The sequence below is a fragment of the Gordoniibacillus kamchatkensis genome, assembly GCF_000829455.1.
GTDB classification, from domain to species: Bacteria; Bacillota; Bacilli; order Paenibacillales; family NBRC-103111; genus Gordoniibacillus; species Gordoniibacillus kamchatkensis.
Genome location: NZ_JXAK01000060.1, coordinates 1 through 25,911, shown reverse-complemented (window position 1 = coordinate 25,911; position 25,911 = coordinate 1). Strand labels below are relative to the sequence as shown.

General features: G+C 51.4%; 21 protein-coding genes and 2 pseudogenes. 12 read left to right on the top strand and 11 right to left on the bottom strand.

Annotated features, from left to right (window positions below):
• The first annotated feature begins 33 nt into the window (after positions 1-33).
• The 3 genes from SD70_RS26240 (at position 34) to SD70_RS26230 (ending at position 2,915) form a co-directional block, all read left to right on the top strand.
• Positions 34-768 carry a YheC/YheD family protein gene (locus SD70_RS26240; RefSeq protein WP_041051135.1) on the top strand — a complete coding sequence of 245 codons (735 nt, stop codon included), beginning with the start codon at positions 34-36 and terminating at the stop codon, positions 766-768.
• An 87-nt stretch (positions 769-855) separates the two neighbouring features.
• A complete protein-coding gene (locus tag SD70_RS26235) occupies positions 856-1,947 on the top strand; it encodes a glycosyltransferase (RefSeq protein ID WP_041051133.1) in 1,092 nt (363 codons plus the stop codon).
• Positions 1,947-2,915 carry a C40 family peptidase gene (locus SD70_RS26230; RefSeq protein ID WP_041051132.1) on the top strand — a complete coding sequence of 323 codons (969 nt, stop codon included), beginning with the start codon at positions 1,947-1,949 and terminating at the stop codon, positions 2,913-2,915. The genes SD70_RS26235 and SD70_RS26230 overlap by 1 nt, the downstream gene beginning before the upstream one ends.
• 43 nt (positions 2,916-2,958) lie before the next feature.
• On the opposite strand, the gene SD70_RS26225 is transcribed toward SD70_RS26230, so the two are convergent.
• The 8 genes from SD70_RS26225 to SD70_RS40515 all read right to left on the bottom strand — a co-directional run bounded on the left by SD70_RS26225 (position 2,959) and on the right by SD70_RS40515 (position 12,922).
• Positions 2,959-3,627, bottom strand: coding sequence for a C40 family peptidase (locus SD70_RS26225; RefSeq protein WP_052487898.1), 669 nt, complete (start codon positions 3,625-3,627; stop codon positions 2,959-2,961).
• 393 nt (positions 3,628-4,020) lie between these two features.
• On the bottom strand, positions 4,021-4,143 hold the full coding sequence (locus SD70_RS40520) for a hypothetical protein (protein WP_394298024.1): 123 nt from the start codon (positions 4,141-4,143) through the stop codon (positions 4,021-4,023).
• Between the two features lie 24 nt (positions 4,144-4,167).
• Entirely contained in the window at positions 4,168-4,656 is a 489-nt protein-coding gene (locus SD70_RS37205) for a hypothetical protein (protein ID WP_041051130.1), read from the bottom strand.
• A 4-nt stretch (positions 4,657-4,660) separates the two neighbouring features.
• Complete coding sequence (locus tag SD70_RS26215; protein WP_041051128.1) at positions 4,661-7,387, bottom strand: tyrosine-type recombinase/integrase; 2,727 nt, start codon at positions 7,385-7,387, stop codon at positions 4,661-4,663.
• The gene (locus tag SD70_RS26210; RefSeq protein WP_041051127.1) at positions 7,384-8,910 is read right to left on the bottom strand and encodes a tyrosine-type recombinase/integrase; all 1,527 of its coding nucleotides are present in this window, start codon (positions 8,908-8,910) and stop codon (positions 7,384-7,386) included. The genes SD70_RS26215 and SD70_RS26210 overlap by 4 nt, the downstream gene beginning before the upstream one ends.
• Positions 8,897-10,090 carry a tyrosine-type recombinase/integrase gene (locus SD70_RS39475; RefSeq protein ID WP_041051125.1) on the bottom strand — a complete coding sequence of 398 codons (1,194 nt, stop codon included), beginning with the start codon at positions 10,088-10,090 and terminating at the stop codon, positions 8,897-8,899. The genes SD70_RS26210 and SD70_RS39475 overlap by 14 nt, the downstream gene beginning before the upstream one ends.
• A gap of 193 nt (positions 10,091-10,283) precedes the next feature.
• On the bottom strand, positions 10,284-12,581 hold the full coding sequence (locus SD70_RS26200) for an adenosylcobalamin-dependent ribonucleoside-diphosphate reductase (protein ID WP_394298022.1): 2,298 nt from the start codon (positions 12,579-12,581) through the stop codon (positions 10,284-10,286).
• Positions 12,491-12,922: a hypothetical protein gene (locus SD70_RS40515; RefSeq protein WP_394298021.1), complete on the bottom strand. Its 432-nt coding sequence runs from the start codon at positions 12,920-12,922 to the stop codon at positions 12,491-12,493. The genes SD70_RS26200 and SD70_RS40515 overlap by 91 nt, the downstream gene beginning before the upstream one ends.
• A gap of 376 nt (positions 12,923-13,298) precedes the next feature.
• On the opposite strand from SD70_RS40515, the gene dat reads away from it, so the two are divergent.
• Positions 13,299-14,135, top strand: coding sequence for a D-amino-acid transaminase (dat, locus tag SD70_RS26195; RefSeq protein ID WP_394298020.1), 837 nt, complete (start codon positions 13,299-13,301; stop codon positions 14,133-14,135).
• Between the two features lie 99 nt (positions 14,136-14,234).
• Here dat and SD70_RS26190 read toward each other — a convergent pair whose 3' ends face one another.
• Together SD70_RS26190 and SD70_RS26185 are read right to left on the bottom strand one after the other, a co-directional pair.
• Complete coding sequence (locus SD70_RS26190) at positions 14,235-15,071, bottom strand: aminoglycoside N(3)-acetyltransferase (protein WP_041051123.1); 837 nt, start codon at positions 15,069-15,071, stop codon at positions 14,235-14,237.
• Between the two features lie 190 nt (positions 15,072-15,261).
• Positions 15,262-16,101, bottom strand: coding sequence for a lipoate--protein ligase family protein (locus tag SD70_RS26185; RefSeq protein ID WP_041051121.1), 840 nt, complete (start codon positions 16,099-16,101; stop codon positions 15,262-15,264).
• 517 nt (positions 16,102-16,618) lie between these two features.
• On the opposite strand from SD70_RS26185, the gene SD70_RS26180 reads away from it, so the two are divergent.
• From SD70_RS26180 to SD70_RS26155, 6 genes are read left to right on the top strand one after another with little or no spacing between them, the layout of a single operon-like run.
• Positions 16,619-16,945: a DUF2642 domain-containing protein gene (locus SD70_RS26180; protein ID WP_041051120.1), complete on the top strand. Its 327-nt coding sequence runs from the start codon at positions 16,619-16,621 to the stop codon at positions 16,943-16,945.
• Between the two features lie 25 nt (positions 16,946-16,970).
• Positions 16,971-17,180, top strand: a complete 210-nt coding sequence (locus SD70_RS26175; protein WP_041051118.1) for a hypothetical protein — start codon at positions 16,971-16,973, stop codon at positions 17,178-17,180.
• Complete coding sequence (locus SD70_RS26170; protein WP_041051117.1) at positions 17,177-18,709, top strand: glycosyltransferase family 2 protein; 1,533 nt, start codon at positions 17,177-17,179, stop codon at positions 18,707-18,709. The genes SD70_RS26175 and SD70_RS26170 overlap by 4 nt, the downstream gene beginning before the upstream one ends.
• Complete coding sequence (locus SD70_RS26165; RefSeq protein WP_052487897.1) at positions 18,706-19,989, top strand: nucleotide sugar dehydrogenase; 1,284 nt, start codon at positions 18,706-18,708, stop codon at positions 19,987-19,989. The genes SD70_RS26170 and SD70_RS26165 overlap by 4 nt, the downstream gene beginning before the upstream one ends.
• On the top strand, positions 19,982-20,959 hold the full coding sequence (locus SD70_RS26160; protein ID WP_041051115.1) for an NAD-dependent epimerase/dehydratase family protein: 978 nt from the start codon (positions 19,982-19,984) through the stop codon (positions 20,957-20,959). Before SD70_RS26165 ends, SD70_RS26160 begins: the two co-directional genes overlap by 8 nt.
• A 1-nt stretch (position 20,960) precedes the next feature.
• Entirely contained in the window at positions 20,961-22,568 is a 1,608-nt protein-coding gene (locus tag SD70_RS26155) for a glycosyltransferase family 2 protein (protein ID WP_052487896.1), read from the top strand.
• Between the two features lie 148 nt (positions 22,569-22,716).
• Here SD70_RS26155 and SD70_RS38655 read toward each other — a convergent pair.
• Positions 22,717-23,220, bottom strand: a pseudogene (locus SD70_RS38655) (replication-relaxation family protein); the annotation flags it as partial.
• 406 nt (positions 23,221-23,626) lie between these two features.
• On the opposite strand from SD70_RS38655, the pseudogene SD70_RS26145 reads away from it, so the two are divergent.
• Both SD70_RS26145 and SD70_RS26140 read left to right on the top strand, forming a co-directional pair.
• Positions 23,627-25,358, top strand: a pseudogene (locus SD70_RS26145) (DEAD/DEAH box helicase).
• A partial coding sequence (locus SD70_RS26140) for a YqhG family protein (protein ID WP_231571548.1) occupies positions 25,355-25,911 on the top strand: 557 nt, incomplete at its 3' end. The pseudogene SD70_RS26145 and the gene SD70_RS26140, both read left to right, overlap by 4 nt.

The following is a 25,911-nucleotide window of genomic DNA, read 5'->3' as shown; positions in this document are numbered from 1 at the left end:
ACGGTTATGAACTACGAAAGGTGGGAATGAAATATGGGAGGCTATGCGACTAAATATAATGTAAGCAAATCCTTGCTTCACAACGAGGAACTTCGCCGAAATGTTCCCGAGACAAGGATGTACAGTAAGTCGGTATTAAAGACAATGTTAGACAAGTACAACATGGTTTATGTCAAGCCTAATAGCGGAACAGGCGGCAAGGGTGTTATGAGGGTGGAAAAGCTGGATCAAGGTAGCTATAAATACCAACTGGAAACGTCGGCTAGAACCTTCAACTCCTTCGATGGTTTGATTCAATCCATTAGCAAAAAAACCAAAAATTGTCCTTACGCTGTTCAACGCGGAATTCATTTATTACGGCATAGCGGTCGTCGCTTTGATCTGAGAATCATGGTACAAAAAAATCCCAAGGGAAAATGGGAAACGACCGGTGTCATTGGCCGTCTAGGTCATCCGAAAAAAATCATAACGAATGTCTGCAAAGGGGGCAGTTCCAAGCCGGTTGAGTTTTTATTAAAAAAGCATGTATCGAACATTACCGAATACACTGGAAAGTTGAGAAACTTAGGGTATCAGGCTGCCATTCGGTTAAACAAAACGTTTCCCAAGATTAAAGAGATCGGCCTGGATGTCGGCATTGACCGAAAGCTACATCCGTGGATTTTGGAAGCGAATCCCCAGCCCGCAATTTATGGATTTAAAACATTGAAGGATAAGCGTATATATCAAAAGATGTGTCGTTATCAAAGAGCGTACGGCCGGCGTTAACCAGTCAATTTAAGCCCTTCCGTCCAATGGAGAATTCTCATAGTATACACCATCTTGTATGATTCAGATGAGTCGGGGATGGTGAAAATGAAAATATTAATGCTGGTATCGCGGTTGAATATTGGTGGAACCGAGAAATATATTCTTTCTCTCTCTCAAAGTTTATTAGCACATGGGGTTCAGGTTGGTGTTGCAACTGATGGAGGACCACTAGCAAGCTCATTTAAAAAGGCTGGGATTAAGCTTCATATTGTGCCGATTGGAAAAAAATTAAAACGAATATCCTTATTGTCTTCGATTATGGCCAAAGAAAGTTACAGCCTGATCCACGCCCATGATTCAAAGGCATTTGCTCAGGCAGTAACCTTATCTCAAAAGCATAAAATCCCTTTAATTGTTACTATACATGGCACTTATCATCGTCGGGCCACCCTGTTATCGGCAGCAAGAACTTCCAAACGCTTGATTGCGGTTTCACCAAAACTGACCAGATGGTTGGTAAATCAAAAAATTCCTAAGAACAAAATCCAGATGATCCCTAATGGAATTGACATAGCAACGTTCCGTCCTGCGGCGAATAAAAACCATTGGAGAAAGGCGCTCCGTTTACCACAAACCGCCCAAATACTTGTATACGCCGGAAGATTCTCGTCTGATAAGTATCCCATAGCCAGAAATGTAGTCTTGGCGGCAGAACGAATCGCTAAATACAACCGTCAGTTTTTAGCCGTTCTAGTTGGTCCCGGGCCTAGTCGTTCAAATCTGGTTCAACTTGCGGCTAAAGCCAATCGTCGTCTTGGTCGAACAGCAATCATCATTCGTCCTCCGATGTCTAATATTCAACATGCTTATTATGTCTCGGATGTTGTTGTAGGAACGGGACGCGTTGCACTTGAAGCAATGGCATGCGCAAAACCGGTTGTTGCTGCTGGCGTTGCAGGGTACTGTGGTATTGTACAGCAGAAAAATATAAATCAGATGGTTCAATGTCATTTCGGCGACCACGGAGCTATTGCACCGATCACTCCCGAAAAACTTTCGTCAGACATAAACAGCCTATTAAGAAATCCAATAAAAGCCCGTTCTTTAGGGGAATTAGGTGCTACAACAGTAAAACGGAGATTTTCCATAAAAACAATTGGTTCTCGGATAATTCAAATATACAAGGAGGTCAACTGATGGCATTCATGAAGTTAATCGTGACCCTCACCTTATTTCAAAAAGATTTTTTCACACGAAAAAAAAGAGTGTTTACGAACATCAGCTTAATCACAAGAAATGCATTGAATTATTTGCCGCTAAAAGATGTAATGGAAATATTGGAATATGATATTTTTAGAAACAGAACAAACTGCATGTTGATTACAGATGGCTCGGAGCTTGTGACAATTCCCAAAAACGGTGCAACCGCAAAAAGAGAAGGTGTCTCCTTTCGAATTGATCCTCTAATCATGATAAACAAGGAGCGCTTCATTAGTCTCCGTTCTGTAAACCGGCTTTTGAACGTCGATTTCTTGGTTAACAGGAAAGCTAAGCGTGTATTCATACGGCAACCCGGACGCTATATCATCACAATAAAAGGCGACACAGTTAAAAAACTATCCAGATTGCTGAATACTTCGGTAAAAAAGCTTCTCTCTATCAATAAAAACTTAAAGGAACCGATTCCTTCAGGCATAAAAGTAACGATCCCTACGATTGATTTCGATGCAATCCCCCAAGTAAAATCATCCGAAAAGGCGAAGATTAAACAAGAACCGGAAAAAGCTCCCGCAATTATTGCATTAGGTAGAAGCCTGATGGGCACCCGTTACCAGTTCGGTGCCGGGCCGTATCCGAGAAGCAAAAGATTCGACTGTTCTTCTTTTACCCAATATATATTTGGAAAAAATGGTGTTTCATTGCCGAGAACTTCTAGCTCGCAAGCTCGAGTTGGTCGAAGGATTACCCAAAAAGAAATAGAAGCAGGGGATTTGATCTTTTTCAGGAGAGATCGATATTCTGATAATCGGATTGGCCATGTTGGCGTCGATATCGGAGGCGGCAAGATGATCAATACGTATAAATCGCCTCCCGGTGTCACCATTACAAAATGGAGAAGTCCGTATTGGTTAAAGCGATATGTAACCGCACGCGAGATATTATAGGGCAAAGCAGAGCCTTTTTCGAGGCTCTGCTTGTGAATGGCATTTAGTTCTCTCCCTGTTGGTTTTCAGATTGCCAACGGCTCGATTCTTTCCATTGAGTTGAACTCTTTTTGTGTTTTTTCACTGGAGTAACTTGATCAGGTTGCGGTTGATTAGCAGCAGGTTGAGTCGGCGGCGCCACAGGGGCTTGTCCGTTACCTGAAATGACGCGACGTGCAGTAACAAAGGTTCTATCCCAGGTGCTGCCTGCGAAATTGGAAATCGTAACCCCTATTCCGACCCGGTAGGTATGCAGGACTTGTCCACCGCCCATGTAAATACCTACGTGATTAATTACACCATCTCGATTCGTATCTGAGAAAATCAGGTCACCCGGCTGCAATTGATCTTTGGAAACAGTCGTACCTACAGAAGCCTGCTGTCTCGAAGAACGGGGAAGATTGATGCCGTTTTGCTTGAATACATATTGAGTAAATGAGGAACAATCAAATACATCGGTTCGTCCCCCTGGAGCGCCAAACTGATAACGAACTCCTAAATACTGTTTCCCTGTTGCGATAACACTATCTGCGATGGAGGTGTTGGAAGCAGCAGCGTAGGCCGGTTGTGAAGCCAGTAGCATACTTCCGGAAAAAGCAATCGAGAGGCTGAGAGTGATTCCCATTAAAGTTTTACCGATGCGGCTATTCTTGGTGCTTTTCGTGATGTTCATATTGTTCTTGCCCTCCTTATGTTGATTTAAAGTTAGGTGGCTATCCCAAGAACACCATACCATAAATGATTAAACCAACACTTACCAAGGAAAGCGCAAACCCTTTAACAGCCTGCTTTTAGCCACTGATATTAAAAATCAATGAGAAATAAATAGTGAAAATTTACTTGACAATTTATGATGCAACTTCAATTATAATGCTCAAAAAGCCGAACGTTCCCAGTCCAATATACACAGCCGGTCGACGCGATGGCCCTTGATGAAAATTCAAAGTGCAAATACAAGCCGGTGCTTTTCCCCGTGTAGCCGAATACCCCGACAACATCCCAGCCTCTACAATATCCCCGACCTGAACGGCCGTCATCCCCAAAAAAAATCGTGCATTATTCCTAATCATCGTCGCGGGAAATTTTTTAACCGCTCTTTCATGTGCGCCTGCTTCATCCGGTAGCTCTCGTCTTCGAAAACGAGTAGGTGCCCACGGTGCGCCAAACAGTCAATCATCGCTGAGGCCATTTGGTCATCGGTGTACTTACTTTATTATTTTGTAAAGTTTCGTTCAAATTTCGATAAAATCTCCTGTGCTTTTTTATGACCAAGTTCTCTTATGAAGGTTCCGTATAAACCTTGAAGTAACGCACGGAGTTTATCATTTTCAGTTTTCATATCCTCATAATCCTTCGATCTCTTTTTATAAATGTCTCTTTGATTCGTTACTTCAGTAAGTTGTTTCTGAGTATTCGATAATTCCTTCCTGAGTCTTTCAATTAATTGAATAGCATCACTATCTGAGAACCTCTTTTTCGTCATGTGTGTTTGTTTTCTTGGAGTGGTCCGCCCCTCATCAATCCATAAACGAATTTTCTCAGCCCAATCCGGGTAATTGTGATACAAAGATGTCGTGGTTATATTTACAGACTTACAAAAACTCGTTATTGTTATCTTTCGGTTTTTGAGACTTGTGATATTCTCCCATTCTTCCTCAATTCTTTGCCTTGTATCTTTGCCTGAAACTATTCTTTTCGGCATGTGTTTAATCCTCGCTTGTTTTAATAACTTCATCCAATAGTTCAGTACAATGCCGATTTATAAAATGTCTTGAAATTCCACTTCTTTTCGATAACTGATAGACAGATATCGCCAACCCACCCTTGACCATTTGATTAAATTCTTGTATTATTGTCCCCTTTTTTCTTTCAATGATGTCTATATTGTAAGACTCAATTTTTTCTACCCAATGAAAAAAAGCCTTCGAACTGTCTTTATAAAATATATCCCTTGAAACATTACAAAAATTTGCGAACTCAACAACTGTTATTGGTTCGTTCGATGAAGTGATTTCATTCCATTTCGTTAACAACATCTCTTCCATCGCTTTTATTCTCTCTACTCTTTTCGAGTTAATCCTATTTAAGTCATCCAAACGTTTTTTAGAATCTTTAAACGTAGTATTGAATAGAAGTAGGCCAATATTAATAATTTTGCAAAAATCTTCAACAGCCACGAACTTACCGCTATTTTCTATGTTTTGAAGCTCATTCTCGATTCGTTCGAGTATTTCTTGGTTCCTTCGTTGCTTTGCCAGCTCCCGTTCTTTCGAATTTCGCTCTTTCTGTTCTCTTAGAATTCTCTGATTGTTATTCTTATTAATATTGCGTACAGATTCATTCCATGTGCCTAATTCTTCAACCAAATCTTTTGGAAAAATGGTGTAGAAATGATGCCGTTGAACATCCAATCTTTGTGCCAAAACAGTTATCGGGAGTTCTACATGTTGTTCCTTAGCAATAGCTAATTCTTGATAGGCTTGATTCACTTTTTCCTTCTTTTCTAAAGCAACTTGTTTTTCTTTATCAAGAGCGAGAGCCTTATAAATCTCAGGGAACGATATTCTCAAGTTCCGTTTTGATATTTGGGCTCTATCCAGAAATTCATCCAGATTAATATGGTCATTGTTTGCTCTCATGTTATTATAAATTTCATAAACTTTTGAAGTAACTTTATCTTTGAATTGCTTTCCTTTTGCTGAAGGCGGTATACCCGTAGAATCCTTTGATTTATTTTTGCGCTTCTTTGTCCTTACTTCAATTTCGGTGTCAGTTCTATAAATATCTTTTCCAAATTCTTGTTCTGGTGTAGTCTTTCCTATTAATACATTTGCAATACCGTCATAATAGTCTTTCATAAGCAGTACATTTTTTAGCCCCCTACTCCCCGGAGCCTCACTTTGCCATAGCTTTGTTTGTTCTTCTAGAAACTTGGTATCATCGTTAATTGCCTCTATCGCACGAGGTGTAATTAACGCGCTCGTGCATGGTTCAGGAGCAGTAACTTCTCTATTATGAAGACATTTCCTTGGATTTGGACACGGCCCTTTGTGCATCGGCCTTGTACAGAATCCATATCTTGTTGGCTGTACATACATTCCCATAGATTTTATATGCGCTTGATCTATATCCGCCATCCCGCCAACAAATACTGATCGATTTTCTAATAGCGGCTTTGAAATGCCTAATAACTTTCCTTCAGCAAGGGCATTATCAAGTTCAATGAGATGCCTTTCTTCCCCGTGAACATATACACCAGTTTGCTTATTTAGAACTTTGAGGTTTCTGTGGTTCAAGTAATTTGTAACATCTCCGAATCCACCACCCCCCCTGTATACGAAAGATGCCAAGGTGTGACGAGTTTGGTGAGGTCTCAAATGGTAATATTCTCCATCGTATTTAATATTGAATCTATGTATAAACCCCTCCCTAACGACTTCCCCTTCTTCATTTTCCCGTCCATTAAGCCATGATCTGAAAGCTTTAGAGGATATATTTCGAATTCCTTCCTCCAATGCTGCCGCTTTCGAATCTGTAAGGAATAGATGATTTTTGCCACTCCTACGATAAAATTCTTCAGTTACAGTTTGTGCAGCCTCAATGGCTTCCCGAACTATATCTGCCATTTCTAAAGGAACATATTTTTCTTGCTCGCCTTGATGCGATTTACTCTCTATGTATTTGATCCATACGCCCGGTTCTTCATTATTTGTTGAATCACGTAATGGATCGCGATCTAACAACAAAACTTGTGATATTCGAAGAGGTGTACAGAGAAGTATTTTTAGAACCTGTAGATACAGTAATTCAGTAATTCTTGTTCGTTTACTAGGAGGCGTGTTTTTCCACTTTTCCCAGAGCTCATGGTGATAGGTCCCTATAACCTTGAAAAATTGATCTATAACGTCAATCGGAATAACTTGCGTCTTGTCCTCAATAAGATCTTTTTCACGCTTTAATTTGACAATGTGATCTGGCCTAAATGTAATTGGCAATTTGTATTGTTTTCTAACCCATTTTCCAAAATTGCCTATATGTCTTGCAGTTAAATAAGCAATCTGGTTTTGGTATCTTTCATTAAGATAATCTGCGAAGCCTTCTGCAACTCTTTGATCTAAATTTATCAGCTGGTTTATTTGTGGGTAATTACATATGAAGTACTCCGTTAATTTTCTTAATGAAGTCAGCTGTCCCTTCATCCAACCGATGCTTAAGTCCTGAGATAACCAACCGTATGAAATATATGCTTTTGCAATTGGTTTGAGCCAGTTAACTATTGACTCGAAGTTTAGAAGACTTTCGCCAGCAGTTGCAGCGACAGTATTCCAATTGTGCAAATTCCAAATATCATCCTCATACGTAAAGCCTGCTTCGGGGAAGGGTTCAATTTTACCCTGTTTGAATAAGTCCAATGGTACCATTTTCAGTATCAAGCAATAACCCCCGCTATTTTCATCTTTCGTTTGATATTAAGAATATGTCCCTCAAGCATCCCTGCGTGTGCTAATAAGTGCTCGATATCTCGATCATTCTCAGCAGTTGCCACTTTTGACAAATACAGATCTCTTTCTATTTCGAAATTTTTAAGTTTTGAGACCATCGGAATTAATAAAGGGCAATCTCCGCAATGTATGCCCTTCTCACAATCACCTTCCACCTCTTTGTCCTCAGTACATGCTCCGTAGATATTAGTATGGTCCGGATTTCTTTTTAGCACTTCAGCTATTTCTGGGCGACTTTCAGCTATCGGGTCTAGCACCGCAGGGTTATACGCCCTAGAAAATCGCAATGCATATTCTTTTAAAGCATTTCGAATATTTCGTGAAAGCTGTGCCTTTCCTTGCCGCACGTAATATATTTTGGTTGTACCTACATCAGCATGTCTAAGAATTAATCGCACTACTTCCTCATCATTAGTAGTTGATGCAAGGTAAGCACCCAATGTCTTCCTTCCATCGGAAAGTCGGATACCCGGACGATCAACGGGGTATTTACCCCAATATTTCTTTAATAGTTTTCTTAATCGTTTATTTAATTGATTCGATCCCAGGACATTTCCGCCATCAATAAAAAGTTTATCCGTTCCATGAGTTCGCCTAGCTTCACTACCATATTCAATCAATTCTTTAAGAATGGGAGCTGTTTCTTTACTTACCTCGATATAACCTTCTGCTTTATTGGGGGCGCAAAGTAAAATCTCAACTGCTTCGCCAATTCGAATATGTTTGACTTCCATAACATTTAATTCTTCCGGTCTTACGGTTTCTTCAAAACAAAGAATAGTAGCCGCTATGGCTAAAAGGTCCGGCATACCCTCAAGCGGTATTTTCCCTGTTGCATTGAATTCTCTCCACGCATTCCATTCTTCATTAATAATTTCTAACAAATTTAATGTTTCATCTTCATTCAAAGCTCTCTTACTGGCTCGATACATAGCTAACAAATTTGCATCACGAAATCGCCTTCTCATTGCGGCTTCGATTGTCTCAAGATCTTCGTATGTAACATCAAATTTACCTAAGAAAGCTGCTGTTCTTATAGCACTCTTTATATGTACAAAATATCCCCTTCTTGTTGTATCTTTTAATTTTACGCCATTATTTCCTCCAATCTGCTCCTCGAGCCATTTCGCAAATCCACCCCACTCAGTTTCAGTAAGTTTATTAAAAACGAAATCCTGCCGACGTTCCTCTGCCAGAAATCTATACACCCATCTAACACCATGTACAAAGCCTAGTGCATTATCTGCACCCTTCTCTTCCATCATCAATTGTGCCATCCCCATAATTTTTGATCGCTGGGTTATGGGAAAGTCAGTCCAATAAATAAATTGCCTGTTTACTTCTCCTGCACTTCCACGTGAATTTGAAGGTATATGGAATTCCCAAGTAAGATCGTCTGTTTCTACTACATAGCCTTTAACACATGTTATTTTTTGTTTTCTAGTCTTTTTCATTATTTACACGCCCTGCTTTTATCATTCTACCAACTTTAGCTTTGTCTAACGCTTCTCTCCTGGTCGATGGAACTAGATGGGTATACTCTTTTGTAGTATTAATATCGCTATGTCCAAGCTGCTCTTGTGCTGTTCGAATATCTGCTCCGTACTTTAATAGATTGGTAGCGGATGTATGCCGGAACATATGCGCATGTAGTTTTTCCATACCAGCAATTCCACCTTCTGAAGGGGCTTTATTCATCAAGCTCAATAAATGATCAATCGTATTACGTGTAATCCGTGAGCCTAAAGGATTCTTCCCATTACGATGGATACAGAATAAATATCCATTTCCTATTTTGATAGCTGCAGTAGGGCGATACAAGATAATGTAATCATTTAAAATACCAGCTAGCTCTTTAGAGATTATTATTACCCTTTCACCTGATTTTTGAAGACTTCCTCTTGATTTTGATGTACTGACCCTTTCGTATTCTGCCAAATCTATTCTTACAGTTATTTTTCTTTCATGAAGGTCTACTTGATCTAACTTTATTGAAACTAGCTCTCCCGCCCTCACACCAGTTTCAAGCATTAATCCAATTATTGCATTATTTCTTGATAGTAAATCTGGTTGATTCTTATACTTTTCATAAATCCAATTCCATAAATCTGTGACAATTGTATCCGGAATGTTCTTTGGTAATTTATTCTTATGCCTCCTAATGAAGTTCTCTCTCACCGATGTTAATTCTGCATGTGTTATTCCACCTAAGATGCCGTTTCTCTTTCTTCGCCCTCTTCTACCATCTTGAAATAATGGTTCATCATCGGATGGTGAAATAAACCATTCAACAAACTGAACCGTAGTTCTAAAAATTTGATATCTTGTATTGTCTGTAATGTTTTCTTTATTGAACAGACTATCCTTATCTGTACTTCGTTTTTTTAATATACTATTGAAATTCATTAGAGTTTCTCGAGTAATATCAGAAAGGTCAATATCCATTATTTTTAGATATTGAAAGAACTTTATTAAATTCCTAGCATATGTTCTTGCTGTTTCCGGAGAACTAGCAGAATTATTAATCTCCATCAACCACTTATTTGGGTAGTACATCGGTATTGGACCATTAAAGATACCAAGTACATATTGATCATTCTCTTGGAGCATCCAATCATTCTTAATCTCATCCATCTTACTTTATTTCATCTCCGTATATATACGTGTATACACTCTGATTCTACATAAATCAACAATTTCCTTTATTTTTTCCAACATTATTCCATACCTAAAAATAACACTCGCTACATATACACGTGTATATGTAGCGAGTGTTATTATATCAAGGAGAAAGGCTATTTTATTTTTATTTTCGTTTACACCCGGTTTAACATCTGCTATAGCCGCAGTTCGAGCATGTCTTGCATCCCTCGACGTTGATCAGCGAGGCGGAGCCGCAGCCGGGGCACAAGTCGAGCGACATGGCCGGATGGTGGTGGCTGTGGCCATGGCCGCCATGAGAGGCTGCCGGTGCCGGAGCCGCCTGGATGTCCAGCACTTCCTGCGTTGCCGTGATGTACGGCTCGGCGCTGTTTTCGCGCGCTTCTTCATGCGCTTCGAGCGCTTTGGCGACGGCGTCGGCGATCGATTCGACGCGGTTCGGGCCGAAGCCGATCGCACCGGAGCCGCCGATGCCTTTCAAATGCTTGACGAGCAGCTTCACCTTGTTGCCGTGGTCGCCGTAGCGGAGGAACAAGGAGATGACGCGGCCAAGCGCTTCGGACATCGCAAACACGTCGGAGCCGGCTTTGCCTACGTTCATGAACAGCTCGCTCGGCGAACCGTTCATATCGTTGATCGTGATGTACGCCATGCCAAGCGGCGTGTTGTACTTGTACGTCGCTCCGCGCAAAATTTGCGGGCGGCGCTTATATTCTTTATCGAAAGCTTGCTCGGTTTTGGCGTCGATCGAGACGGACAGTGCGTTCGCGATGCCGGTGAGCACGGCCGATTCCGCAGCCGCATCGGACGTTGCCGGCGCTTCGGCGGCGGCAGCGTTTTTCGCCGCGTCGTCCTTCTTATCTTCTTTCTTGTCGGTGCTGAGCACCTGCACGTCGCGGCTGCCGTCGCGGTAAATCGTCACGCCTTTGCAGCCGAGATCGAACGCGAGCTCGTACAGCCGCTTCGTCTCTTCGACCGTAAAGTCGGACGGGCAGTTTGCCGTCTTCGAGATCGAGCTGTCGACCCAGCGCTGGATCGCTGCCTGTGCCCGGATATGGTCTTCGGCAGACAGATCCATCGACGTCACGAAATAGTCAGGCAGTTCCTCGCCCGGATGCGCATCTTTCCACTCCTGCGCGATCGGCACGTACTGCTTGTCGAAGCCGAGACGGCTTTGGCGGTAGTACTCGAACGCGAAATAAGGCTCGATGCCGGTCGACGTGCCGACCATCGTTCCCGTGGAGCCGGTCGGCGCCTGGGTGATGACGGTGACGTTGCGCATGCCGTGTTTCTTGATGGCGGCTCCCACTTCCGGATATACGCTCAGCATGTTTTTCATAAAGCCGCTCTGGAAAAACTTGTCGGCCTGGAAATGCTTGAACGAACCTTTCTCGCCGGCGATCTCGGCCGAAGCGAGATACGCTTCCTTGGCCATAAAGCCGTACAGCTTGTCGAGGAATTCCAGCGATTCCGGCGAGCCGTAACGCACTTCCAGCTTGATCATCAGCTCGGCAAGCCCCATCGTGCCGAGGCCGACGCGGCGTTCGCCCTGCTGGTTCTCGCGGTTTTCTTCAAAATGATACGGCGTCTTGTCAATAACGTTATCGAGGAAACGAGTCGAATAACGGACCGTCTTGCCAAGCTCCTCCCAAGCGACGTCATGCTTCTCGGCATCGTAAAACTTGGCCAAGTTGATGGCCGACAAGTTGCACACGCCCCAAGCCGGAAGCCCTTGCTCGCCGCACGGGTTCGTGCAGATGATCGGGTTGAAGTACCAGCTGTTGGACATCTGATTGTAATATTCCATGAAGACGACGCCCGGCTCCGCCGATTTCCATGCGGACTCGATGATCGTGTGCCAGACGTCGCGCGCTTTGACGGTGCGGTACGTGCGGACTTTTTTGCCGAGCTTTTTCCAGGCGTCGAGGTCGCCGTTCCATACGTCGTTGTACTCCGGGTCGGACGTATCCGGGAACACGAGCTCCCAATCCAGGTCTTCCTTCACGGCTTTCATGAACGCGTTGCTGACGCAAACCGACAAGTTGGCGTTCGTAATCTGGCCCATCGTCTGCTTCACCGTAATGAAGTCGACGACGTCCGGATGCCAGTCGTTGATCATGAGCATAAGCGCGCCGCGGCGGGAACCGCCCTGCTCGATCAGGCCGGTCGTATAGCTGAACAGCCCTCCCCACGAGACGGCGCCGCTGGAGGAGCCGTTAACGCCTCGCACGAGCGAGCGGCGCGGACGCAGCGAAGACAAGTTGATCCCGACACCGCCGCCGCGCGACATGATTTCGGTCATTTCGCTCAGCGTGGCCATAATGCCGCCCCGGCTGTCGTGCGGGGACGGGATGACATAGCAGTTGAACAGCGTCAGTTCGTCGCTCGCATCGGCGCCTGCCGCAATGCGGCGCCGGGGACGAGCTTCCAATCGTCCAGTATGTAACGGAATTTCTCGGTCCACTCCTGCTTTTTCTCCGGGGTCGCTTCGACGGACGCCATGGCGCGCGCCAAACGGTCCCACATTTGTTCCGGCGTTTTCTCTATATTGAGCGTCAGCTTCTCGATCGTCGATTCGACGGTCTCCCCGCTGCGCAGCTTCACGGTTACGTTGCGGCCATTGCGGGCGATGACTTCGCCGACTTCCTTGGCCGGAAATTTCGGATCGTCTTTCGTAAGCACGAGCACGACGTCGCCGACTTTCGTATGGCTCGTATCGGCGTCTTTCAGCGCATACCGGTCCAAAAATATTTTCTCGCTTAGGCCCTCCAACCGCTTCGTTTTGTTCGTCTGCACTGTTTCCAAACCGCAACGCCTCCTACGACTATGTTTGATCCATTCATCATATGCTTGAGCACGATTACAAGATGTTGTGTGCGAATTTCATTATACCTCACTATATATTGTGTTTCGAGTGGCCGAAGGTGGATTTTTCCCGATTGGGACAAGCTACGCCACCGATATCTCTTCTTTTCGGGCTCTAGCTCTCTTTTTCGAATGTCGTAAGCTGAGAAGATTTTACAATATTCGCGAGATTCAGCCTAGAGGACTGTCGAACTATGGTGCCAATCATCGAAAATCATACTGCAGCCCTATGGACGAAACACCCCCTTTGACTGTGTGGCGAAGCGCCTGCTACACTTAGGTACATCGATTCCGAAACCTAGGGAGGAAGCAAGCGATGTGGATGCTGTGGAAAGGCGATCTCGTCCAAAAATCGGACGTCAGCGTATCGCCGGATGATCGAGGCTATGTATTCGGCGACGGGATCTATGAGGTGTTCCGGGTGTATAACGGCCGATTTTTTGAGAAAGCGGCGCATTTGGACCGGCTGGAGCGGACGGCGCACGGAACGAAGCTGAAGCTCCCGTGGACAATGCCCGAACTTTCGGAGCTGCTCGACCGGCTGCTCGAGAAAGAAGGGACGCAAGAAAGCATCCTCTATATGCAAATTACGCGCGGCGAGGCGCCCCGTATCCATCAGTTCCCGAAAGACGTCGAGCCGGTTCTGCTGGCGTACTGCAAAGACTACCCGCGTCCCGTAGCCGTCATGGAGAACGGCATTACGGCCGTTACGCTCGAAGACATCCGCTGGCTTCGCTGCGATCTTAAGACGCTCAATCTGCTGCCGAACACGATGGCCAAGCAGGAGGCGCTCGACCGCGGCGCGGATGACGTCATTTGGCATCGCGGCGGCACGGTGACGGAATGCTCCGCCTCGAACGTCATGATGGTGAAGGACGGCGTCATTCGCACGCACCCTGCGAACCATCTCATTTTACACGGCGTTACCCGCGCCTTTGTGCTGAAGCTCGCGCGGCAGCTTGAACTGCCGGCACTGGAAAAGCCGTTCACGCTGGACGAACTGGCAAATGCGGACGAGCTGTTCCTTACCGGCACGACCGTCGAGGTAACGCCGATCGTTGCCGTCGACGGCCGTCCCGTCGGCAGCGGCAAGCCGGGCACAGTAACCCGTCAGCTGCAGCGGGCGTTTGCCGAAGCCATTGCCCTCGTATAGCGGCGGACGGCGCTTGGAGCCCCGCTTGCTTAGGGCGGTAGGATGGCGGTTAGGCCCCATTGCCGGGCAGCGGCGGGTTTGAGACCTGATTGCTTACGCCTATGCCCTCGCCTGCCGATTTTGCAACATCCAGCGGACGGCATAATCGACCAGCTCCCGCTGCGGCATGAGCTGCGCCTGCGCCATCCCGACGCGTCCGTGCCGGATCAAGCCGGTGGCCACGCCAAAAGCTTGCCCGATTTCGGCGAAATCGTCGGAATTGAGGTTGATGTCCATATACGCAATCCATTCTCTTTGCCCGTCCGTCATGAACGGCGCGGCGAATTCACGGGCTTCCTTGCCGGGATAATCGGCCCGGTATTCGGCAAGATGCAGCGAAGTGTTGTTGCCGTGGCCGACGCCGAGCAGCAGCACCGAGCCGCCGGCGGCGTACATGCGGGCGAGCGGCGACCGTTCGCCGAGGCCGTCGGTCAAGCTATGTCCGGCGAGCAGCTGCTCCGCAAGCGGGCCGCGGGCGGCGAACGAGACGTGCGGGTGCGAGCTGCGAATCGTCCCTGGCCACGTCCGGAACGTTTCTGCGATAGCGCCCATGCTGCGTGTCGGCGTAACCGCCGGGTCGTAAGCCGGCATATGCGCGCGGATGACCGGCCACCACGCCTCAGGTACGGGCGGGTTCGTCCAGAGCGAAGGCTCGGACAGCCCGCCCGTTTGCGTCGGCATCATCAGCGTGCCGCTCTCTCCTACCGCTTCCAGCAATGCCATGACGACCGCCTGCGCCCCGCCGACGACCCAACCGAGCGAAGTGAGCGACGAATGGACAAGCAGCGTCATCCCTTCCCGAATACCTAGCGCCCGCATATCGTCCCGCAGCGAGCCGACGGTAGGAGGAAGCCCTGCCGTCGCTTCGATGGCGCGTTGTTCCCCGTCCCTCGACATCCGTCTCTGCCTCCTCCCCCATATCGAATGTTGCGCATACATGTCTCCATAGCGCCAAAATCGCAAAACAAGCCGCAATCTCCGGCGCCGTCGTCCCGATACTTGTCCGATTCCGGCGCTGCCCCTTTTCGTGCATTTTTCCTGCGCAGCCTGAAGCCGCCTACGGACCGCATTACGGTCCTCGTCACGCCTAACGACGCAAGTTCCATTCCTCGGTTCCGTATTTGCTCGCCACCAGCTCCGCAGCAAGCGCCTCTTCGCGCGGCGTGAGCGCGCCGTCCTGAAGCGTGACGCCAAGAGCGGCGGCGATGCCGGCGCGGAAGGCGTTTTCCGCTGCGGGCAGCCCGATCTCGCTCCGCCCCAGCGCGCGCATCACGTCGTTGATGGCGACCGCTTTTTGCGAGAAGCTGCGTTTCATGCGCTCCGCCACTTTATCGCTGGAAAACCGCAGCAGGCGGAACAGCCTGTCCGTATCCATATCGAGCAAAATCGAGCCGTGCTGCAGCACGACGCCTTTGTGCCGCGTCTGCGCGCTGCCGGCCACTTTGCGCCCCTCAACGACAAGCTCGTACCACGAAGGCGAATCGAAGCACGCCGCCGAGCCCGGCGACGCGTACGCCTGCTTGTCCTCCTCGCTAGCCAGCTGCACCATCCTGGCGTCAAGCCCGAGCCCGCGAAAGCCGAGCAGCAGCCCTTCGCTCAGCACGCGGTACGCCTCCGTCACGTTCGCCGGAATGCCCGGATACGACTCCGCGACGATGATGCTGTACGTCAGCTCGGCATCGTGCAGCACCGCCCGCCCTCCGGTCGGACGGCGCACGAAGCCGACGCCTTCGGCGGCGATAGCTTCGAAATCGAGCTCCGTCGCCTTTTGAAAATAACCGATCGACAGCGTCGCCGGCGCCCAGCCGTAAAATCTTACCGTCGGCGGCACGAGCCCTTCGCTGTGGGCGGTCAATACCGCCTCGTCGATCGCCATATTTTCCGCAGGACTGCGGTTTCCTGTATGTATGAAGCGCCAAGTATCCATCGATTGTCCTTCCCCTTAGCTTTTGTTGTCTTCTAATCTTACTCCAATCGCCCGCCCGAGAAAAGCGCCTTAGGACGGCAAGCTTTGGAAACAGACACTGCGATACCCGCTGGAGTGGCGCCTTCGGTATCCTAGGCGACACTTGCGTCGACAACATGGCCGCGGCTAGAGCGAAGCGCGTTTGGAAAACCTCCGCGCAGTGTCTGCGAAAGCCCCAAATCATTATGTATTCGGATCGGCTTCTAGGTAAGACACCAATCTTGGCATGCGTTGGATGCGTACCCAGGCATACGGCTGCCGGCCGCCATATCATGGCTACAAATGCAGCGGAGGTGATGAGATTGAAAGATTGATAGGCAAACGGTCAGTCTCTCGATAACCTAATCTTTCAAAGGGGAGTGTTCGAGCATGAATGTTGTAATCAAAAGCGAATTCGGACTGAAAGGAAGTTTGAAACAATTGAAAAATAGAAGGCGTTCCCGCATCCAAGCCCGATCTTCAGGCGATCCGCAGAGCGGTGCGGCTGGAAACGAACCGCAGCATCACTGCCATGAACCGCAAATTGGATGCGCTGCGCGCCGGAATCCGCCGTGACCTGCGCAGAGAGCTGTACTCGCAAAAATTTTCGAGCTTCGTCGGCAGAGCCGTGGAAAATGCGCATAACGCACAATTCCGCGATATTGCCCGGCAGTACGTGAACAAATCCGTTGTCGTAACGACTACTGCGGGAACCGTATCGGGTACGGTCATTCGCGTCGCCGACGACTTTATGGCCATTCAGGAAACCCGGGCGTCGCAGCTGCTTGTTCCGTTCCGTTCGACGGCAAGCATCCGCCCGTTATAAACCACTGGCAAAGGAGCGAAACAGCATGTTTGAACAAGAACTACTTCTGCATACCGGAGAACAGGTTACGGTCGTCACTCCGGCGGAACATGTATCCGGAATACTGCTCGCGGCCACGGACGCGGCAGTCGCGGTCCGCACCGCGCAATATCCCGGATACGGCGGGGCCGAGGACGTCACGGTAAGCCTGGACATGATTTCTTACGTCCGGATTCCGAGTGATTCGGCATTATGACCAGCTCTTTATCGGTCATAATCCCCGCGCAGAACGAGGCGGATACGATCGGCGAAGTCGTCGCCGAGGCGCAGCGCTTGTCGCCGCTCGAAATCATCGTCGTGGCGAACGGATCAAGCGACCGGACAAAGGAAATTTGCCTTTCAAAGGGGTGTGCCGTTTACGAGTACGCGCAGGCTTTGGGCAACGACGTCGGACGCAGCGTCGGGGCTTATCATGCGAAGGGAAGCATCCTTTTGTTCCTCGACGGGGATATCCCGATTCCGCATGCGCAGCTTCTCCCTTTCGTGCGGGCGATCGAGCAAGGGTACGACATCGCCTTGAACGAAATGAACTGGTCCTTGTTGCTCAGCCCCATCCCCCATTATACCGCCGCAGCCAAGGTCGCTTTCAACCGAATGCTGCGCCGGCCGGAGCTTGGAGCGAACTCCTTGGTGGCCGTTCCTCATGCGATGAGCAAAAAGGCCGTAGACGCGATCGGGTTCGAGAACTTGTCCAATCCTTGTTTTGCGCAAGCGATCGCCTCTTTGAAGCAGCTTTCCTTCGTTTGTCCGGCATCGGTCGACGTCATTCGCCAGAACAAGCTGCGTCCGGCGCACAGCGCCCGCAGCGAGCATTCCGTTTATCCGAAGTCGACGACCCGCATTATCGGAGACCACCTCGAAGCGCTGCACTTTATGACGGGCCGTCTGGGCCCGAGAGGAGAATTTTCGGAAGGAATCCGCGACCGCGGGTTCCTCCGTCACTACGTCCCCCCGTCTGCAAAGACGAAAGCCAAAAGAAGCGCGGTCATTCCCGTCATGGAAGAAGGCCGGACGATCAAAGACGTCGTCCGCTCCGTTCGTGCCGCCGGCGTGGACGAAATTATCGTCGTCGCCAACGGGGCCGATGACCGCACGGTGCGGGGCGCCATGGAAGCCGGAGCCCGAGTGATGGTGTTCGGCCGTCCGCTCGGCCATAATGTCGGGCGTGCAATCGGGGCGGCGTGCAGCACCGGGGATGTGTGCCTGTTTGTCGACGGCGACTTCGTCGTCCCGCCTCAGGATCTGGTTCCGTTTATCCAGGCGGTAGAGCAGGGCGCCGATGTCGCTTTTAACGATATGGAGACGCTTTTCCGGCGTTTCCGGCCGGTCGATCCGATCAGCGCGGTCAAATATTTTCTCAATATATGCCTGGGCAAGCCGGAATTGCTCAACAATTCGTTAACGGCGGTGCCACACGCTTTAAGCAGAACGATCCTCTCCCGGATCGGCTGCGACTGTCTGGTGATCCCTCCCCTAGCGCAGGCAAAAGCGGCTCTGGCGGGATGCCGTCTGCAGGCGGCGCATGCCGTAGATGTCGTTACGCCCAACCGTCCGCGAACGGATCATGCGGCGGAAGGCAACCGTATTCCGGCTTTCGAACGCATCATCGGGGATCATTTGGAGGCCATCGATTATTTGCTGCGGTTAAAAGGCCCGCGTGGCGGCTTCCCCGACACGGAACGCAACGCCGCAGCCATATCATTTTTGAAAGGAAAAGGAACATGACGTATAAATCCTGCTATCGCATCGCTATTGTAGGGCTCGGCTATGTCGGACTTCCGCTGGCGGTTCATTTCGCCGAGAGAGGGTTTGAAGTATGCGGATACGATGTCGAATTTAAAAAAATCGCCAGTCTCCTGCTCGGTCAAAGCTATATCCCCGACGTTTCTTCGGAACGAATCCGGATGCTCGTTCGGGACAAAAAGCTCGATTTCTCCCTGCCGTCGCACACGATCGGACGCGCGACCCATATCGTCGTTACGGTGCCTACTCCGGTCAACAAAAAAAGAGTGCCGGACTTGAAGGCGCTGAAAAGCGCGTCGGCTTACATCGCCCGCCATTTGGCGCCGGGCCAGACGGTCATATGCGAAAGCACCACATTTCCGGGAACGTTGGAGGAAGTCGTAGTGCCGATATTATCGCAAAGCGGTCTGACGGCGGGAACGGATTTTTTTGCCGGATATTCGCCGGAACGGATCGACCCCGGCAACGCGCGATTCGAATTGCGCCAAATTCCGAAAGTCGTCAGCGGCTATACGCCGGCATGCCTTCGCCGGACGTGCGATTTGTACCGGCAGCTGTTCGATACGGTCGTTCCGGTCAGTTCTCCGCGGGTGGCGGAACTTTGCAAGCTGTTCGAAAATATTCAGAGGCTCGTCAACATTTCGCTTGTCAACGAGATGGAAATGCTGTGCCGCAGGATGGATATCGATTTTCGCGAAGCGCTGCGCGCGGTAGCGACGAAGCCGTTCGGCTTTACGCCGTACGAACCGGGCCCCGGGATCGGGGGGCATTGCATCCCGGTCGATCCGTTATATTTTCAATGGAAAGCGAAGCAGTACGGGCTGTCCAGCACGCTGATCGCCGCCGCCGACGCGGTCAACAGGCGCATGGCGAAGGAAGTCGTAAGCCGGATTCAAGCCGCGTTGAACTGCGATCATGGCGAGGAGCCGGCGAACGCGTCCATTCTCTTGATAGGCGTTGCCTATAAAAAAGACGTGAACGATACGCGCGAATCCCCGGCGCTCGACATTTTCCGGACGCTCTTGGATCTCGGCTGCGACGTACAGTATCACGATCCGCACGTCCCCCGCCTCGAACTGGACGGACGGCGCTGCGATTCGGTGGAATTAACGCAGGATGCGATAGCCGGCTTCGACGCCGTAGTCATCGTTACGGACCATTCCGATATCGATTGGGCGGCCGTGAAAGCAAACGCGCGTGTCCTGATCGATACCCGCGGTGTGCTGCACGACGCCGGGAAAGGAGGCAAAGTCAATGCCTAGTCGGCCTGAGAGCTGTTTAATTACTGGTGGCGGCGGTTTTATCGGCTACCATCTTGCGCAGCGGCTCGTCTCCATGGGCTGCGAGGTCACGATTATCGACAACAAGGGCTTGGATAGCGGCGGCAGCATCGGCTGCCGCTATCTCAAAGGCGATCTTCAGGACGAAAGCTTGGTCCGCAGCCTTGTCGCCGGTCACGACTGCGTCTATCATATGGCCGCTCTGCTCGGAGTGAGGAGGACGATGGAGTCGCCGGCCGACATGCTGGAAAACAACGTCGCCGGGACGATCCACGTGCTGAGAGCGGCGCTGGCGCACGGCAAAAAGGTGCTGTTCGCCTCGACCTCCGAAGTTTACGGCAAAGGGACTCCCCCGTTTGCCGAATCGGCGGATCTCGTTTTCGGTCCTACGCAGAAGCTTCGCTGGAGTTACGCCGTAGGCAAGGCGCTTGAGGAATATTTGTGTCTCGGCTACGCAAAGAAAGGCTTGCCGGTCGCAATCGTCCGCTATTTCAACGTCTACGGCCCCCGTCAAAAGCAAGGGCTGTATGGAGGCGTTGTAGCGAAATTCATCGCGTCGGCCCTCAAAGGGGACGACATCGTCGTATACGGGGACGGCAGCCAGACCCGAAGCTTTACGTACGTCAGCGATGCCGTGGATGCAACTATTGCGGCCATGCAGTACAGCGCCGGTCCTTGCGTTGTCAATATCGGCTGCGACGAAGAAATCGCGATCGCCGATCTTGCCCGCATCATTCGCAAGCTGGCGAAATCGACGTCCGCCATCGTAACGGTTCCGTACGAGCGCATTTTTCCGGACGGCTTTGAAGAAGTTCCCCGCCGGTTGCCCAGCATTTTGAAGGCTCAGCAGTTGTTCGGCTACCATCCGCACGTTGCGCTCGAGGAAGGTTTGCGGCAGACGATCGCCTGGTTCCGCGCAAGCGCCGCAGCGTTGCCCAAGGAGGAAGATTGACATGGCCGAACTGGACCAGCGCCGCGTTTCCGTCGTCATTCCGGCCCGCAACGAAGCGGATACGATCTGCGATGTGCTTGCCGCCTGCCGGGGTATCCGTCCGCACGAAATCATTGTCGTCGCCAACGGCTGCACCGACCGTACGGCGCAAATCGCCCGGGAGTTCGGCTGCACGGTCATCGAGGATGACGAACCGTTAGGAAACGATGTCGGCAGAGCGTTAGGGGCATTACGGGCGACAGGGGACATCGTACTGTTTGTCGATGCCGATTTTGCCTTCCGCTCCGACGTCCTGCTGCAATTCGTGCTCCCGATCGCCAGAGGCGCGGCGGACGTCGTCTATAACGATCTGGATTCGTTGTACTACGAGAAAAAGAGTCCGCATCCGGTAACGGTTTGGAGGCGAACGTTCAATCTCGTGACGGGAAGGCCCGATCTCAATATCGATTCCCCGCTTTCCGTCCCGCACGCCATGACGGGCAAAGTGCTGGACGCTATCGGATGCGAAACGCTCGCCAACCCGATCATGGCCCATTTGAAAATATGCGCAGGCGGGTTTCGGATTGCTCACGGGTTCGGGGTGGATGTGATCAGACGGAACCGCTACCGCCCGGCCGAGCATTTCAGCACGCCGCTGCAGCTGTCGCGTTCCGAGCGGCGAATGATCGGAGACCATTTGGCCGCCTTGTCCGCGGCGCGTCTTTCCGCCCGCGGTCCGTTTCACGACGGGGGAAGGAGACGGGATATCGCCGCCGATCTGGCGGCGGGACGGCGCGTGCCGGAAGTTGCGGCTATAGGCTGGAGCGCCGTCTCCGGCACATCCCGGCTTTACGGGGGACAACGTTTGTCGATCGTCATTCCGGTGCAGAACGAGCAAGCGACGATACGCCATGTCATTCGGGAAGCGCGCAAAATCGAGCCTTCGGAGATTATCGCCGTCGTCAACGGCTCCACGGACGGGTCGGCCGGCCTCGCAGCGGCGGAGGGCGCCAAAGTGATTCTGGTCCGCGAAGCGCTCGGCAACGATGTCGGGCGCGCGGTGGGAGCAATGGCGGCGCAAGGAGACATCCTGCTTTTTATCGACGGGGATTTCGCGCTGCCGGCCAATCATCTGTTTCCTTATGCCAAAGCGGTAGCGGACGGCGTCGACGTGGCGCTGAACGACCTGAATCATTATTTGTATTTGCGCTACCCGTTGAACGACGTCACGTTGCTCAAATATGCCCTGAATTTGGCCATTGACCGCAAAGAGCTCGGCGTCGGATCGCTCGTTGCCGTGCCGCACGCCATCAGCAGGAGAGCGCTCGAAGCGATCGGAAGCGGCGGCTTGGCGTCGCCCGGGGTGGCCCAGGTCAAAGCCGCGCTGGCCGGCCTGAAGCTGACATGCGTATACCGCGCCGAGGTCGATCGGATCAACCGGATTCGTCCCGGCGAGCATTTTTCGACTGCCGGACGGCTCGCCCCGGCAATCGAACGGATTATGGGAGATCATTTGGAGGCGTTTCATTATTTGCTTCGGACCCTGGGCCCTCGTGGATTGTTTGCGGAGGACGGACGAAATTGGCAAAAAATTCGCGGCGCGGGATTATGGACTCATCGAACAATATAGACGGATTGGCGGAAAGCTCCTCCACCCCGAATACCGAAATCGGCAGCGGGTCCGGTTCCGTCATGCGCCGCAAAGCGTTTCTGCGATGCTCTTGCAGCGTCAAAAATACGATGGACCGCCGGGCCCCCGGATCGGGGTATCCGGAAAACGTACGCAAATATTTCGCCAGCTTGACATCGCGCAAATACAATAAACTTTCGTTGCCGGTATCCACCTCGAGATAGATCGTATAGAGCCGGCCGTTCCACTCATAATCGATTACCGCATCGGGGATTACTTCCCCGTATTTTTTATTTATAGCAAAGCGGTGAAGCTGCCCGGGCCCTGCGGTTTTCAGAGCCACGTACGCCTCCGAAACATAGGTTTGATGCAGCGCTTTTTCATTCCTCCTGAACGTCGGTATGTGCTCGTAGCCGTAGCAATATTCCATCGTCTTGGCGCCGAGCTTGGTCAAATAGTGTATTTTCTGCGCATATTTCGTCGGCTGCCATGCCATGATGAGCCCGTCTTGCTCCAGCTTGACCAGCAGCCGTCTCGTCACTTTCAAGCCGTATTCGCCCAAATAGCCGTGCAGCCTGTGAATTTGCGAAGTCGTCATAAAGCGCATCTGTGCCAACGTGGATAAAATGTTCGCTTCCCTCTCCGATAGCATACGGCATCCCCCATATTCGGTTGGATCGGTCAGGCCGGTGTACCCGTTCACGATTCGAAGAGTTGGGCTCTCTGCAAGCAGAGCAGAGCAACGGTCTCATGGCACGGACCCCCGAGTGTCATGCATATACTACTATATGAGGCATCCCGTCAAAAGAAGCCCGCCCAAACAGCAAAAAAATCGACAGTGCGATCGATTTCGCCCCCCCCCCCCGTGGCCGCTTACATTTACCATAGTCAGCCCGCATCGCGGACAAGCCCTCGCATCGCCGCCCGGTTATGAAAGCGTCCCCGCTGGTACATACTAGCATGTAAGTCTGCCATCGCCATCGTCTCAGGAGGACACCATGGTCTACACGTCGCTACAACCGGGCGCGCGCCCGATCCGGGAAGGGCTTTACCTGCATATGGACCGCGACTGGCTGCAGGAGCTGCGGACGAAGAGCGAGCAAGGTGGTCCGTGGGATAACTGGGCTTTGTTCAAGCTGGCGTATGAAGCCGAGAAGTCCGAGCTCATCGACAGCTTCGAGGATTTGCAATGCCTCCGTTATTTGCATGCCCTGACGCCGATGCCGCACCAGATCGAAACCGCCAAAAAAGTGCTGTACGACATGCGCGGGCGCGGCATACTGGCCGACGAGGTCGGGCTCGGCAAGACGATCGAAGCGGGGCTCATTTTGAAAGAATATGTCGTGCGCGGGCTGGTGAAGCGGGCGCTCATTCTCGTCCCCGCCTCGCTCGTGCTGCAATGGGTGCGGGAGCTGAACCAGAAGTTCGGCATCCCGGCGGCAGCGCAAAAAAAAGAATACATGTGGAAATCGACCGACATCATCGTCGCCTCGATGGATACCGCAAAGCGCGACCCGCACCGCGACATCGTGCTCAGCCTCGACTACGACATGGTCATCATCGACGAAGCGCACAAGCTGAAAAACAAAAAGACGAGCAATTACCAATTCGTGAACGAGCTGCGCAAAAAATATTGCCTCCTCCTCACCGCAACGCCGATCCAGAACGACCTGAAAGAGCTGTACAACCTCATTACGCTGCTCAAGCCGGGACAGCTCGGGGCGCAGACGAATTTTCAGGCGAACTTCGTGCTGACGAAGCGCACGCCGAAAAACGAAGGGCTGCTGCAGCAGGAGCTGTCCAAAGTCATGATCCGCAACCGGCGCGGCGACGGCGGGGTGCAATATACGAAGCCGAATCGTGAAAAATGTGGAGCTGACGCTCTCCGCCGAGGAGCAAGCGCTGTACGACGGCGTAACCGATTTCGTCCGCACCCGCTACGAAGAGACGAAGGGCGACATCGCCTCCATACTGGCGCTCGTCACGCTGCAGCGCGAAGTGTGCTCGTCCCGCGACGCGGTATTCATCACCCTCGTCAACCTGTTCAAGAAGACGGAAGAAGGCTCGCCGCTGCGGGCCCGCATCTGGGAACTGGTCGAGCGCATCAAGGCGATTAAAGCGAACACGAAGGCAGAGAAAGCGATGGAGCTCATCCAGGGCATCGGCGACAAAGTGATCGTGTTCACCGAATACCGGGCGACGCAAGAATATTTGCTGGCGTTTTTTAAGGCCGCGAAGCTGATCGCGGTGCCGTACCGGGGCGGCATGAACCGCGGCAAAAAAGACTGGATGATGGACTTGTTCAAAAGCCGCGCGCAGGTGCTGGTCGCGACCGAGGCGGGCGGCGAAGGCATCAACCTGCAATTTTGCCACCATATGATCAACTTCGATTTGCCGTGGAACCCGATGCGCGTCGAGCAGCGGATCGGGCGCGTGCACCGGCTCGGCCAGCAGCACGACGTGAAAATTTACAACTTGTCCACGAAGCATACGATCGAGGAGCATATTTTGTCGCTGCTGCACGAGAAAATCAACATGTTCGAGGCTGTCATCGGCGAGCTCGACACGATACTGGAGCGCTTCGAGAAGAAGACGTCGCTCGAGACGTCGCTGTTCAAAATGGCGATGGAGTCGCGCTCCGACGACGAGATGCGGCGGCGTCTCGACGAGCTCGGCGAGACGTTCCGCACCGTCATCGATGAGGCTGCGCCGGACCGGGGCGAGCGCCCGTTCGCCGGTTTGCTCGGCGCCATCGGCGGCGCGGCTGTGGAGGTGAACGCCGAGCGATGACCCCCGAGCAAATTCGCAGCTTCGTGCTGACGTATTTGGAAGCGTACCAGTGCGACATCGTGGAAAAGGCCCCGACGCACGTCACGGTCAAGCTGTCCGTCGAGGCCGATAAGGAGCTGACGAACCGGGCCTATTATTGGGGCTTTGTGGAGCGCACCGGGGCACCGGCAGAGACGATGACGATGACGTTCGTCTTCGATCCTCCCGCCTACCAGGCGGCGAAGCATGCGAAGCCGTTCATTGCCGGCAGCGGCCCCGGCCCCGGGCAGCCGCCCCCGCCAGGGACGGGAGCTGCAGCAGCCGCCGCGGCCGTTGCACCGAGCGGCGGGCCGGCAGCCGGAGGCACGTCGGACTCGATTCTCGGCCGCTACTTCGGCTTCGTGCCGACGACTGTCACGGCGCGCGTGCCGTCCGACGACGTTACGTTCGGCTCGCGCCGGCTGCTGCAGCTGTTCACCGAGCGGCGGGCCGGCAGCCGGAGGCACGTCGGACTCGATTCTCGGCCGCTACTTCGGCTTCGTGCCGACGACTGTCACGGCGCGCGTGCCGTCCG

Bases quoted from the DNA above. Each gene is read 5' to 3' on its own strand.
- SD70_RS37205 (WP_041051130.1), bottom strand. From the start codon at position 4,656: ATGCCGAAAAGAATAGTTTCAGGCAAAGATACAAGGCAAAGAATTGAG.
- SD70_RS26155 (WP_052487896.1), top strand. From the start codon at position 20,961: ATGGCCGAACTGGACCAGCGCCGCGTTTCCGTCGTCATTCCGGCCCGC.
- SD70_RS26190 (WP_041051123.1), bottom strand. From the start codon at position 15,071: ATGTCGAGGGACGGGGAACAACGCGCCATCGAAGCGACGGCAGGGCTT.
- SD70_RS26175 (WP_041051118.1), top strand. From the start codon at position 16,971: ATGTTTGAACAAGAACTACTTCTGCATACCGGAGAACAGGTTACGGTC.
- SD70_RS26185 (WP_041051121.1), bottom strand. From the start codon at position 16,101: ATGGATACTTGGCGCTTCATACATACAGGAAACCGCAGTCCTGCGGAA.
- SD70_RS26160 (WP_041051115.1), top strand. From the start codon at position 19,982: ATGCCTAGTCGGCCTGAGAGCTGTTTAATTACTGGTGGCGGCGGTTTT.
- SD70_RS39475 (WP_041051125.1), bottom strand. From the start codon at position 10,090: ATGGATGAGATTAAGAATGATTGGATGCTCCAAGAGAATGATCAATAT.
- SD70_RS26225 (WP_052487898.1), bottom strand. From the start codon at position 3,627: ATGAACATCACGAAAAGCACCAAGAATAGCCGCATCGGTAAAACTTTA.
- SD70_RS40520 (WP_394298024.1), bottom strand. From the start codon at position 4,143: ATGGCCTCAGCGATGATTGACTGTTTGGCGCACCGTGGGCACCTACTC.
- SD70_RS26170 (WP_041051117.1), top strand. From the start codon at position 17,177: ATGACCAGCTCTTTATCGGTCATAATCCCCGCGCAGAACGAGGCGGAT.
- SD70_RS26240 (WP_041051135.1), top strand. From the start codon at position 34: ATGGGAGGCTATGCGACTAAATATAATGTAAGCAAATCCTTGCTTCAC.
- SD70_RS26235 (WP_041051133.1), top strand. From the start codon at position 856: ATGAAAATATTAATGCTGGTATCGCGGTTGAATATTGGTGGAACCGAG.
- SD70_RS26165 (WP_052487897.1), top strand. From the start codon at position 18,706: ATGACGTATAAATCCTGCTATCGCATCGCTATTGTAGGGCTCGGCTAT.
- SD70_RS26230 (WP_041051132.1), top strand. From the start codon at position 1,947: ATGGCATTCATGAAGTTAATCGTGACCCTCACCTTATTTCAAAAAGAT.
- dat (WP_394298020.1), top strand. From the start codon at position 13,299: ATGTGGATGCTGTGGAAAGGCGATCTCGTCCAAAAATCGGACGTCAGC.
- SD70_RS26210 (WP_041051127.1), bottom strand. From the start codon at position 8,910: ATGAAAAAGACTAGAAAACAAAAAATAACATGTGTTAAAGGCTATGTA.